At 60.3% G+C, this 12,331-nt stretch carries 11 protein-coding genes; 2 read left to right on the top strand and 9 right to left on the bottom strand.

Annotation, left to right across the window (positions count from 1 at the left end; translation table 11 throughout):
* Positions 1-77: 77 nt before the first annotated feature.
* The 5 genes from clpA to SSPSH_RS17045 form a co-directional block, all read right to left on the bottom strand.
* Positions 78-2,339: an ATP-dependent Clp protease ATP-binding subunit ClpA gene (gene clpA / locus SSPSH_RS17025; protein WP_006913916.1), complete on the bottom strand. Its 2,262-nt coding sequence runs from the start codon at positions 2,337-2,339 to the stop codon at positions 78-80.
* 61 nt (positions 2,340-2,400) lie between these two features.
* Positions 2,401-2,733: an ATP-dependent Clp protease adapter ClpS gene (clpS, locus tag SSPSH_RS17030; protein WP_006913917.1), complete on the bottom strand. Its 333-nt coding sequence runs from the start codon at positions 2,731-2,733 to the stop codon at positions 2,401-2,403.
* Between the two features lie 178 nt (positions 2,734-2,911).
* Entirely contained in the window at positions 2,912-3,922 is a 1,011-nt protein-coding gene (plsX, locus tag SSPSH_RS17035) for a phosphate acyltransferase PlsX (protein WP_006913918.1), read from the bottom strand.
* Between the two features lie 40 nt (positions 3,923-3,962).
* Positions 3,963-4,148, bottom strand: coding sequence for a 50S ribosomal protein L32 (gene rpmF / locus SSPSH_RS17040; protein ID WP_006913919.1), 186 nt, complete (start codon positions 4,146-4,148; stop codon positions 3,963-3,965).
* Between the two features lie 34 nt (positions 4,149-4,182).
* Positions 4,183-4,722, bottom strand: coding sequence for a YceD family protein (locus SSPSH_RS17045; protein WP_006913920.1), 540 nt, complete (start codon positions 4,720-4,722; stop codon positions 4,183-4,185).
* Positions 4,723-4,866: 144 nt separating this feature from the next.
* Between SSPSH_RS17045 and SSPSH_RS17050 the strand changes: the two genes are divergently transcribed.
* Positions 4,867-5,460 carry a Maf family protein gene (locus tag SSPSH_RS17050; protein ID WP_006913921.1) on the top strand — a complete coding sequence of 198 codons (594 nt, stop codon included), beginning with the start codon at positions 4,867-4,869 and terminating at the stop codon, positions 5,458-5,460.
* Positions 5,461-5,467: 7 nt separating this feature from the next.
* Here SSPSH_RS17050 and SSPSH_RS17055 read toward each other — a convergent pair whose 3' ends face one another.
* Positions 5,468-6,130 carry an HAD family hydrolase gene (locus SSPSH_RS17055; RefSeq protein WP_006913922.1) on the bottom strand — a complete coding sequence of 221 codons (663 nt, stop codon included), beginning with the start codon at positions 6,128-6,130 and terminating at the stop codon, positions 5,468-5,470.
* Entirely contained in the window at positions 6,127-7,014 is an 888-nt protein-coding gene (locus tag SSPSH_RS17060; protein WP_006913923.1) for an RluA family pseudouridine synthase, read from the bottom strand. The genes SSPSH_RS17055 and SSPSH_RS17060 overlap by 4 nt, the downstream gene beginning before the upstream one ends.
* Positions 7,015-7,387: 373 nt before the next feature.
* Here SSPSH_RS17060 and SSPSH_RS17065 point away from each other — a divergent pair, with 373 nt between their 5' ends.
* Positions 7,388-10,819 carry an Rne/Rng family ribonuclease gene (locus SSPSH_RS17065; RefSeq protein WP_006913924.1) on the top strand — a complete coding sequence of 1,144 codons (3,432 nt, stop codon included), beginning with the start codon at positions 7,388-7,390 and terminating at the stop codon, positions 10,817-10,819.
* A 236-nt stretch (positions 10,820-11,055) separates the two neighbouring features.
* On the opposite strand, the gene SSPSH_RS17070 is transcribed toward SSPSH_RS17065, so the two are convergent.
* Both SSPSH_RS17070 and kdsB read right to left on the bottom strand, forming a co-directional pair.
* Positions 11,056-11,556 carry a low molecular weight protein-tyrosine-phosphatase gene (locus SSPSH_RS17070; protein ID WP_006913926.1) on the bottom strand — a complete coding sequence of 167 codons (501 nt, stop codon included), beginning with the start codon at positions 11,554-11,556 and terminating at the stop codon, positions 11,056-11,058.
* On the bottom strand, positions 11,553-12,320 hold the full coding sequence (gene kdsB, locus SSPSH_RS17075) for a 3-deoxy-manno-octulosonate cytidylyltransferase (protein ID WP_006913927.1): 768 nt from the start codon (positions 12,318-12,320) through the stop codon (positions 11,553-11,555). The genes SSPSH_RS17070 and kdsB overlap by 4 nt, the downstream gene beginning before the upstream one ends.
* Positions 12,321-12,331 lie beyond the last annotated feature (11 nt).

A 12,331-nucleotide genomic window follows, 5' to 3' on the forward strand; every position in this document is an offset into this window, starting at 1 on the left:
ATGCTTAAATGAACGGCATTAGGGTAAAACCGGGCCTTGGGGCGCTCTTTTAAAGTCGCCTGGTCGTCGTAGTACAGCTAGGCCTCGGCGGTTTCCCGCGGCGACACATCCAGCTCGATCGCGTCGTTGTCCACACGCACGACCACCTGGCCGCCGTTGGCGAGCCGGCCAAACAACAGCTCTTCGGCCAACGGCTTCTTGATGTGGTCCTGAATAACGCGTGCCATCGGCCGTGCACCCATCTTCACATCGTAGCCGCGTTCGGCCAGCCAACTGCGCGCTTCGGACTCCACAGTGAGCCCGACACCGCGTGCTTCCAGCTGTGCTTCGAGCTGAAGGATGAACTTGTCGACCACACGCTCGATGACTTCGCCCTGTAGCGGCTCGAACTGGATGATCGAATCCAGACGATTGCGGAACTCGGGCGTGAAACCGCGACGAATCGCTTCCATGCCATCCGAACTGCTGTCGCTGGGATTGAAGCCGATCCCGCGGCTGGCCATCGCTTCAGCGCCCGCGTTAGTCGTCATCACAAGGATCACGTTACGGAAATCGGCTTCGCGGCCATTATTATCAGTAAGTTTGCCGTGATCCATCACCTGCAGTAACAAATTGAAGATATCCGGGTGGGCTTTCTCGATCTCGTCGAGCAGTACGACGGAGTGCGGCTGCTTGTTGACCGCTTCGGTCAGCAAACCACCCTGGTCGTAACCGACATAACCCGGCGGCGCACCAATCAGGCGCGACACGGTATGGCGCTCCATGTACTCAGACATATCGAAGCGAACGAGTTCCACGCCCAGATGCATGGCGAGCTGGCGCGTAACCTCGGTCTTGCCGACGCCGGTGGGTCCCGCGAACAGGAACGAACCGATGGGCTTGTCGCGGTTATCCAGCCCGGAGCGCGACATCTTGATCGCACTGGCAAGCGATGTGACGGCTTCGTCCTGCCCGAAGATCACGAGCTTCAGATCACGCTCGAGCGTCTTGAGCACGTCTCGGTCGTCGCGAGAAACCGTCTTCGACGGAATCCGCGCGATACGCGACACCATATCTTCGATATCACGGACTTGTACGGTCTTGCGCTTCTTGCTTGAGGGTCGAAGGCGCAGGCGCGCCCCGGCTTCGTCGATGACGTCGATCGCTTTGTCCGGAAGGTGCCGATCATTGATGTGGCGGGCGGACAGCTCGGCCGCAGCTTCCAGCGCCGGCTGGGTATACCGCACCTGATGATGTTCTTCGAAACGGTCCTTGAGGCCGCGCAGAATCTGCACAGTGTCGGCCACGCTCGGCTCGGGCACGTCGATTTTCTGGAATCGGCGCGCCAGCGCGCGATCCTTTTCGAATACGCCACGAAACTCCTGGTAGGTGGTCGCGCCCATGCAGCGCAACTCGCCCGAGGCCAACTTCGGCTTGAGAAGGTTCGAGGCATCCATCACGCCGCCCGAGGCAGCGCCCGCGCCGATGATCGTATGGATCTCGTCGATGAACAGGACTGCGCCGTCGTGTTTTTCCAGTTCGGCCAATACGCCCTTGAGGCGTTTCTCGAAGTCGCCGCGGTATTTTGTGCCGGCAATCAAAGCGCCAAGATCGAGCGCATAAATCACGCTTTTACCGAGCACCTCCGGCACTTCACCGTCGACGATCATGCGTGCAAGGCCTTCCGCGATCGCTGTCTTGCCGACGCCGGCTTCGCCTACAAGCAAGGGATTATTCTTGCGCCGCCGGCATAGCGTCTGCACGACGCGCTCGATCTCGTGATCGCGGCCGATCAAGGGATCGACATCGCCCTCGGCCGCCTTGCGGTTGAGGTTGGTTGCATACTGCTCGAGCGGAGATTTACCGGCCTCGCCACCGTCTTCCGCGGCTTTTTCCGTCGCCGGGCCGGCTTGTTCACCTTCATTGCCCGATTTGGACACGCCGTGGGAAACATAATTGACCACGTCGAGGCGCGTCACATCCTGCTCGCCGAGCAGATAGACGGCGTGGGACTCCTGTTCGGAGAAGATCGCGATGAGCACGTTGACCGCGGTCACCTCTTTCTTGCCCGACGACTGCACGTGATAGACCGCGCGCTGAAGTACGCGCTGAAAACCCAGCGTCGGCTGGACTTCATGATCCTCGCCGGCCGGTACAACCGGCACGTGCGTATCGATATAGCTTTTGAGTTCGCGTTCCAGACGCGGAATATCCGCGCTTATCGCTTCCAACACTTCAGCCACCGCTGGGTTATCCAGCAGCGACATCAGAAGATGTTCGACCGTCAGCATCTCGTGGTGCTGACGTCGGGCCACCATGAAGGCGGCATCCAGAGCGGTTTGAAGTTCCTGGCTCAGCATTTTACGTCCCCGAACCTTATGTTCGATTGAGGCCTGACCGTGTCCTTTACGGGTTTGAAAATCAGGCTTTTTCCATAGTACACAACAGCGGGTGCTGATGGGCGCGCGCATGGTCGTTGACCATCGCGACTTTGGTCTCAGCGATCTGAGCCGTAAACGTACCAGCCACCGCCTTGCCCCGTGTATGAACGGTCAGCATGATCTGTACCGATTGCTCGCGATTGAGGTTGAAAAACGTCATCAATACTTCGACGACGAATTCCATAGGTGTGAAATCGTCGTTGTGCATCACCACTTTGTAGAGCGGTGGCTGCTTCGTCTTCGGCCGACTGGTTTCGACAACGGCCTCGCCTTCGTCTTCCACCGTCGGCTTCGGTTTGTCGGACTGACTCATCTAACGCCTACCTCGGCTTGCCGCCATCTCCTTATGAGACTTGATCGGCATCGGATCCATTTTCTATACGCAGGATATAAGGATACGGGGGCAGCAAATCAATCGATCGGACGCAATCGATCCCGCGCGCCGGCCAGACACGGCACGCACCACGAAGGATCGTATCGAGAGATTCGGACTATTCGCCGAGATTGTGCGCGAGAAGCGAACTGATACGCTCGGGTACCTGTTGCTCGACTTCCATGCGGGCGACGTTTATCGCGCTGGCGAAGGCAATCGCATCGGCATCGCCGTGCGACTTGATGACAGTGCCCTGCAGACCAATGAACGTGGCACCGTTGTATTGACGTGGGTCGACCCGGCGGCGAAATGCCTTGAGCACCGGCATGGCGAAGAATGCCGCGCTTCGCGTAAGTGCATTGCGCGAAAATTCTTCGCGCAGAAACTGAGCGATCAGCTTGCCGAGGCCTTCACTGGTCTTCAGCGCAACATTGCCGACGAAGCCATCACAGACCACCACATCGACGTCACCAATATAGATATCGTCGCCCTCGACGAAGCCGATATAGTTCAATTCGCTGTCGCCTAGGAGCTTGCCGGCCTGCTGAATCTGGGTATTACCCTTGATTTCCTCGGCGCCGATATTGAGTAGCCCGACACGCGGCTCATCGACACCGTGTACCGCTTCTGCGAGCACGGCGCCCATGACCGCAAACTGGAACAGCTGCTCGGGCGTGGATTCGGCGTTCGCACCCAAATCGAGCATCAGCGTGTGCCCACGCCGCGACGGGATCGGCGATACGATCGCGGGGCGATCGATCCCAGCCAGGGTTTTCAGCACGAACCGTGCGGTCGCCATGAGGGCGCCGGTATTACCGGCAGATACACAGGCCTGCGCCTCGCCGCCGTGCACCAAATTGATCGCCACGCGCATGGACGAATCTTTCTTCTGGCGCAAAGAGCGCGCCGGCGATTCGGACATACCCACGATTTCGCTGGCGTGGCGCACCGCAAGCCGCGAGCCGAAATCCGCCTTGCGATGACGCGCGACCTGACGATTCAATGTCTCGGTATCGCCCACGAGGACAATTTCGAGCTCGGGATGAGCATGCAAGCTCGCCACGGCAGCTTCCACGGCCACAGGGGCGCCGTGGTCGCCGCTCATGGCGTCGACTGCAATACGTGTCATGGTTAGCAACCCGGGGCGGCGCCCCGAGATCACTCAGACGCTAAGCGTCGTCGCCGGTATTGACGACGCGCCGACCACGATAGAAACCATCGCGGGTCACGTGATGACGCAGATGCGTTTCGCCGGTCGTCTGGTCGATCGACAGCGTCGGCGGGTTCATGCTGGCGTGCGTGTTGCGACGTTTGTCGCGCTTCGAACGGGATTTGCGGTTCTTTTGGACGGCCATGGCGTTCTATGTCTTCCAGCGTTGTCGGAAATCGTCAATCGTCGCGCTTGAGCTGACTGAGCACCGCGAACGGATTGTTGCGTTCTTCGTCGTTTTTTACGTCGCGACGCGGCATGTCGTCATCGACATACTGCGCCGCGCATTCGGCCCTGCTGCAGCGAGCCACACTCGGTAGCGCCAGCAGCAATTCGTCGGCCACCAGCGCATGCACATCGAGCATCTCGCCGTCAGCCAGCACCGGTTCGTGTTCGCGCGGTACGTTTGCAGCGGCTTCGTCGTCGCCGACCACTACCCCGGCCACGTCCACGTTCATCGGATGATCGAAAGCATTCAGGCAACGCTGGCATTCGAGCCGCAACGTCGTTCTGATATCGCCTTCGACATGAACGCGCCGTTGCGCGTCCTCCCGAAACACGAGATCCACGTCGACCGGCGTATCGCCAGCCTGAGCGTTGATCGTCTCTGCCGCAACCCGATCCAGACGTACCAGATCGAGACGGCCTTCAATACGCCCCTGATGAGTGGCGAGCCGACGAAAATCGACACGGTGTACCAGCGCTCGGGGCGTGCTCATGGCGCGCGATAATAGGGGCGAAGACCCGCCAAGTCAAAGCATTTCGCCCAGCTGGCCTGCATTCACCGGCGTGCGTGACCAGCGGATTCGGCGACCGATCGTTTATCCTTCGCCCGCCAGAGATTCGCCTATAAAGGACAAACCATGGGCTCGACCCGCCCCGCCACTATTATTCTTGCTTCAAGCTCGCCCTGGCGTCGCCAGCTGCTAGCGCAACTGGGCATCAAATTCGAAGCCACTTCGCCAGAGATCGATGAAAGTGCGCATGATGGCGAAGCACCCGCCGCGCTAGCCGAACGGCTCGCGATCGGCAAGGCATCCAAGATCTTCGAAGCCTCGCCCAATGCGATCGTGATCGGTTCGGACCAGGTTGCGGATGTCGAAGGCGATATTCTCGGCAAACCCGGCACTGCTGAAAAGGCACGCGCACAGCTTCGCCACCAATCGGGCAAGACCGTGTATTTCCATACCGGTCTATGCGTATGCGCGCCGAGCTTCGAGCGGCCGCGTTCGTGTGTGGAAACGGTCACGACACGTTTTCGTAAACTCAGCGACGAACAGATCGCGCGCTATGTGGAAGCCGAGGACGTGACCGCCACGGCCGGCAGTATCAAGTCCGAAGGTCTTGGCATCAGTCTGGTCGAATCCATCGAATCGAAAGACCCTTCAACACTGGTGGGCCTGCCACTGATCGCGCTGCGCCAACTGCTCGAGGAAGCTGGCGTCGAGATTCCCTGATCGATCGCTAGGCGGTGCGTCGCTCGCAAGCCAGCCAGTCGGGCAGTGTTTGAACACTGTCCAGCACCTCGATCGCGCCCGCGCGGCGCAAGCGCTTGGCATCGTGAACACCACAGCCCACGCCGATCGCATCCACGCCCGCAGCACGTGCCATAGCGACATCGTATTCGGTGTCACCAATCATGAGCGCATGTTCGGGCAACGTGGCCGAGCGCAGCAGGATATTCTCCATCATGTCGGGCGCCGGCTTGGGCGTGCACTCATCGGCACAGCGGGTCCAGCGGAAATAGCTCTCGGTTCCCGTCGAACGCATCGCCGCATCGAGACCGCGCCGACTTTTGCCCGTCGCAACGGCCATCGCAAAGCCTTGTGCCTTGAGCGTATCGAGCGCATCAAGCACGGGCGGGAACAGCACGGCTTTGCTGCGCTGCATGCCATAGCGTGCGCGATAGGCATGCAGACGTGCGCGTACGCGCTGGGTATCGAGCTCGGGAAACAGCCGCGAAAGCACATCATCCAACCCGAGGCCAATCAGCTCTCGCATACGATCCGGCGAGCGCTCTGGCAAACCCAACTCCTGAATCGCATTCTGCATCGCCGAAACGATCTCGCCCGCCGAGTCCATGAGCGTTCCGTCCCAATCGAACACCAGTAGTTCGTATTGCTTCATTCCTGTCTATCCAGACGATCGAGTATCTGCTGCAGGTCGTTTGCCAGTGGCGCATCGAGCTGCAATGTGTCGTTGCCATACGGCATGTCGATGTGCGCCGCGTGCAAGAACATGCGGCCAAGCCCCCGTTCTTGCCAAATCGCCGCGCGGCGATTCGAACCATACTTGTCGTCAGCTGCGACCGGATGACCACAATGCGCCGCGTGCACACGAATCTGGTGCGTACGCCCGGTCTTGATCTCGACCGACATCAAAGTGGCGTCCGCATAAAAGGCGATCGGCTCGAAACGCGACACGCTCACCCGGCCGCCGCTCGGGTCGACCGTCACCATGCGCTCGCCGCTGCGCTCGACATCGCGCGATAGCGGTGCATCGATCTCGATCGCCCCCTCTTTCCAGTGGCCGTCGACGAGCGCGAGATAGCGCTTGGTCGCTATCGCGTCGTTGAGCCCGGCCCGCAGCGCATCCAGCGCGGCCCGTGAGCGCGCCACCAATAAACAGCCGCTGGTCTGACGATCGAGCCGGTGAACCAGCTCTACATACTCACCCGGGCGCGCAACACGCAGAATTTCGATCAGGCCAAAGCGCAACCCACTGCCGGCGTGTACGGCCAGCCCGGCCGGCTTGTTGAACACGAGCATATCGTCGCGTTCGAGCATGAGCGCTTTGCGGGCCTTGTCGATCAGCCCGTCAGGCGGACGCCCCGGGCCCGGTTTTTCTTTCTGGCGCACCGGCGGCAAACGGATTTCGTCGCCTTCCGCCAGGCGTGTCGCCGGCTTGGCACGGCCGCGGTTCACCCGCACCTCGCCGCTACGGATAATGCGATAGACCTTCGATTTCGGGACGTTGCGAAACGTGCGCAACAGAAAATTGTCGAGTCGCATGCCGACGTCGTTTTTATCGACACGGACATAGCGAACTTGAGCGGCTGCCGTAGTCAGATTACACTCCCAAGGTCGGGTTGATTAAGCTGTCCGCCGACGCCTTTCCGCGCGGGCACACAATCGCCGACTGACAGTCATTTGTCACACGCTTCAAAAAACGCAGGGCAAGCCTAGCATGCGCCCCTGAAACAGCGTGTTCTTCCGCGAAGAGTCATTTATTTATTCATGTGCTCCTGTCTGATTGCTGCTGCGCACCACGTGATCGTCGCCGTCCTTACCGGCCGCGAAACCATGGGTACGCCGGCGGCCGGCGCCTGTTTGCGCGCGCCGCTCACTCTTTCGGACAGTCGAGCGCCAGTCGAGACCCATTCGAATGAAACGCATTTTGATCAACGCCACGCAGCCAGAAGAGCTGCGCGTGGCGATCGTCGATGGCCAGAAACTCCATGATCTAGATATCGAAGTCGGCAGCCGCGAACAGCGCAAGGCCAACGTCTACAAAGGCCGCGTGACCCGCGTCGAGCCGAGCCTAGAAGCCGCCTTCATCGATTACGGCGGCAATCGCCACGGTTTCCTGCCGCTCAAGGAAGTCGCCAAGGACTATTTCAACAAGAATCAGAACGGCGGTAACGGCAAGGACAGCATCAAGCATGCGTTGTCCGAAGGTCAGGAGATCATCGTTCAGGTCGAAAAAGAGGAACGCGGCAACAAGGGCGCCGCTCTCACGACCTTCGTCAGTCTGGCCGGGCGCTATCTCGTGCTCATGCCTAACAACCCGCGTGCGGGTGGCGTATCTAGGCGTATCGAGGGCGAGGATCGCAACGAACTGCGCGAAGCCCTTAACGAGGTCCAGGTGCCTAACGGCATGGGTGTGATCGTACGCACCGCCGGTGTGGGCCGATGTGCAGAAGAGCTGCAATGGGATCTGGATTATCTGGCCCAGGTCTGGAAGGCGATCAACGATGCTGCCGACGCACGCAAGGCGCCCTTCCTGGTTTATCAGGAATCCAACGTCATCATCCGCGCGTTGCGCGATTATCTGCGCGACGATATCGGCGAAGTACTCATCGACCAGACCGATATCTACGAGACCGGCCGCGAGTTCATGCAGCAGGTCATGCCGCATGCCCTGAACAAGCTCAAGCACTACACCGACGAAACGCCGCTGTTCTCGCGTTTTCAGGTCGAATCGCAGATCGAAAGCGCATTCGAGCGTGAAGTCACGCTGCCCTCCGGCGGCTCGATCGTTATCGACCACACCGAGGCGATGACCTCGGTCGATATCAACTCCGCACGCGCCACCAAGGGTGGCGGTATTGAAGAAACCGCCTTCAATACCAACCTGGAAGCCGCCGACGAAGTCGCCCGCCAGCTGCGCATCCGCGATCTGGGCGGGCTGGTCGTGATCGATTTCATCGACATGGAGAGCAACAAGAACCAGCGCGAGGTGGAAAACCGCCTCAAGCAGGCGGCCAAGGTCGACCGTGCGCGCGTTCAGATCGGGCGTATTTCGCGCTTCGGCCTGCTCGAAATGTCGCGTCAGCGGCTCAAGCCGTCGCTGTCCGAATACTCGTCCCAGGCCTGCCCGCGCTGCCTGGGCCGGGGGTCGATTCGCAGCGTGGAATCGCTGTCGCTATCGATCCTGCGTCTGCTTGAAGAAGAAGCGATGAAGCCGGCCACCGGCCGGGTGATCGTGCAGCTGCCGATCGCGGTCGCCAGTTTCCTGCTCAACGAAAAACGCGACGATATCGCCGGCGTTGAAAAGCGATCGAACACTCAAGTCACGCTGGTACCCAATCACACGCTGGAAACACCCCACTACGAGATCAAGCGTGTACGCGGCGACCAGTTGTCCGAAGATGCCAACGACGCAACCAGTTACCGCTTGGATACGCACGTCGAAATCGAAAAACCAGTCGAACCCGACCATACGGCCGCCGCAACCACACGTGAAGAACCCGCGGTCAAGCGGGTCGCCCGCCCCGACGCGCCGGTAATCGAACGCAAGGCCACGACGGCCGAGGCGCCGACTGTATCGCCAGCTGCCACGATGACGCCCTGGCAGCAGCTCTGGGATGCGCTGCGTCGCATATTCGCCGGCGATGCCATCCCGGCGACCGCCGCCGCAGCGACCGCTGATACAAAACAGTCGCAGACTCGCAGCCCGTCGAAGCAACCGTCCGACACGAACAACAATGAGAAAGACGACGGCGCGCGCAAGACCAAGCCACGTCGTACAAATCGTTCCAACGACAACAACGATAACGACAGCGATAACAGCAGCAATAACAAACGCTCGCGTCGCGGCGGGCGCAACCGGCGTAACAACCGTAGCGACAACGATAGCGGCAATAAAGAAAACGACAATTCGCAGAGTAAATCGAACAACGCGCGCAAGAGCGACGCGGGCTCGAATAAGCGAAGCGACGCCGACACGAGTAACAGCAGTAAGCCGAACAAAGACAGGAAGAGCGATAAGTCGTCCGACAATAAGGCAAACGCCAAAAACGACGACTCGAAGAAAACGGACAAACCGGCGGCTACTAAAAACGAGTCACAGGACAAGCAGTCGAAAGCGCCTCAGCCCAAGTCCGATTCGTCGAACACGCCGGACAACGACGAGGCAACCAAGCAGGATCCGTCGAACGAATCTACAGCCGATAATGCATCCGATAACACGGGCGATAACCAAGGCGGCGATTCGAACAGCGAAAGCAGCACCGGTCGCCGCCGCCGCCGTCGCGGCGGACGTGGGCGTCGCGGTGGACGTAATCGCAACAAGACAGCCAATGACGGCCAAACCGACGGCAATCAATCGGATGACGCGCAGACCGCGTCCGATAACACGTCGGATACCCGCGATACACCGCAAAGCGCGCCACAGAACTCAGAATCCGACAGTGATACGAAGCCTTCAGCGCCAAAACCGACTGACGATACCTCGCTGAATGCCGACAAGCCGGATACCACGTCGGCCGATACCCCAACCGCTGACAAGCGCGCAGACGATAATGAGTTGGCTACTCAACAACGCGACGCCGACGCGCCTGCTATGGAGCCGAGTGTCGAAAAACAGACCGAGGCCTCCAAGCCGCTGAAAACGCCGGCGCCCGAAGACGACCAACCGTGGTCGGCGGTGACGGCAAGCGACAATGCCAAAGCGGCGTCTCAGCACAAGCCCGCGCAGGCCGAATCCGACTTGAGTTCGGTCGAAACTCGCGAGGAAGCCGCCAGCGCGCGCGCGGACGAAATCCAGGGCGGCCATAGCCATGGCAATACCAAGCCCAGTTCAAGCACGCCCACACCGGCTCCGGCTAGCGAAACAGCGCAGCCTGAAACCCCGGCCGAAGAAAGCGACAATCCGGCCAGCCCCGTTGCAGAAGTCGAGAAAATAGACGAAGCGCCAACAGAGGCTGAACAACCCGCGCCCAAGCCGAAGCGCAAGCGCACGAGAAAGCCGGCTAAGAAAGCCGAACCCGCTGCGGCCGACACGAATGCCGAGGAAAGCGTCGCGCTCGAGCAGGTCGAAACCCGTAGCGACGAGTCGACCGGCCAAGCCGATATCGCGGATTCGGCGACCACCGGCGAGGACGAGCCGGACGACAAGACCGCCACGGCACCAGCGGCCACGGCAGAACCTGTCGAGATTCCGGAAGCGCAGCCGCGTGCCAGCGTCGATGAGGTGGTCAGTGCAGCCGATGAAACCACTAAGAAGGACGACACGGCACTCAAACAGGTGGAAACGCGTGTCGAGTCGTCAGAAACATCAGACGACGAAAAGTCGACCAATACGCCGACCCGCTGAGCGAATCACTAGCGGGTTCGTACGGCCCAGCCCGGAATGGGCCGGGCCTTTTTTATGCGCGTCGGTATCGCCTGCTTCGTCCGCCCGAGGGTCTCGTCCGCGCGTCTACAGGGCTTCTACATCATCGACCCGATACCGATCACCTGTGCGGGTCGAATCTTCGACCCGCACACGGATCTATAACGGCGTGCCTCGGTATTCACGTTTTCGCGGCGTGGCCGCACCCGACTGGCCCGCTATTGCGCCGCAGCCCAACGCGTTTGTATATCGCTCAACAGACCGTTTGAAGCGTCTTCAATCATATCGAGCACGATTTCGAAGCCTTGCTCGCCCCCGAAGTAAGGATCGGGCACGCTCTGATCGCGATAATCGGAGCTGAAAGACATGAATAGAGCCACCTGCGCGCGCGCGTCGGGGGTCGCCTTCGCCAGGTTCTTCAGCGACGCGAGATTGTCGGCATCCATCGCGAGCACGTAATCGCAATCCTGCAGATCGCTTGCGGTCACCTGCTGCGCGCGAAGGTCGTCGATATCGATATCGCGTGCAAGCGCCGCGCTCGCGGCACGCCGGTCCGGCGGTTTGCCGATATGCCAATCGCCGGTCCCCGACGAGGCGATCTCGATTCGATCAGTAAGTCCCGCGTCTTCGACCATTCGGCGAAAAACACCGTGCGCGGTCGGCGACCGACAGATATTGCCCAAACAGACGAACATCACGCGGACAGGTGATTCGTTCATGATGCAGACTCCGATGAGGTCTTCGATGCCATCAGCGCTTCGACGATCGCGATATCGTCAGGTGTATCCACGCCGGGGCCAGGGACTGCGAGGGCTTCGACCAGCGCGATCGGTAGATTCAATTCATAGGCCCGCAGCTGCTCGAGCGATTCGATACGCTCCAACGCACCAGGCGGTGCCGCCGAAAATTGCTTGAGCGCAGCCGCCCGATAGGCATAGATCCCCAGATGCCGAAAGGCGCGACCTTCAAAATCGGCATTGGCACTGTCGCGATGAAACGGGATTGGCGCGCGGCTGAAATACAGGGCTCGCCCGTTCGCCGTCGAAACGACCTTCACGATGTTGGGATTGTTAAAGGCTTCTCGGTCGCTCAGCGGCGTACAGGCCGTAGCGATCGCAGCCCCCGTATCGTTTTCGAGCGCTTTTGCGACCTGGTCGATCAGTTGTGGCGGCATCAACGGTTCGTCGGCCTGCACATTGACCACGATGGCATCATCCGGCCAGTTGCGCTGCGCTGCGACTTCGGCTATTCGATCGGTGCCACAACTATGGTCGGCACGGGTCATGGCTACGCTCGCCCCGGCGACCTCCGCTGCTTTGGCCACCGCATCGCTGTCGGTCGCCACAATCACCTCAGTAGCGCCGCTGGCGCGTGCCGCTCGGCAGACGTGCGCCAGCATCGGTTCGCCGGCGATCGCGTGCAACACCTTGTTGGGTAGCCGCGTACTGGCAAGCCGTGCCGGAATTATGACCACAAAATCCATGACGCTCCTCT

The organism is Salinisphaera shabanensis E1L3A (genome assembly GCF_000215955.2).
Lineage (GTDB): Bacteria > Pseudomonadota > Gammaproteobacteria > Nevskiales > Salinisphaeraceae > Salinisphaera > Salinisphaera shabanensis.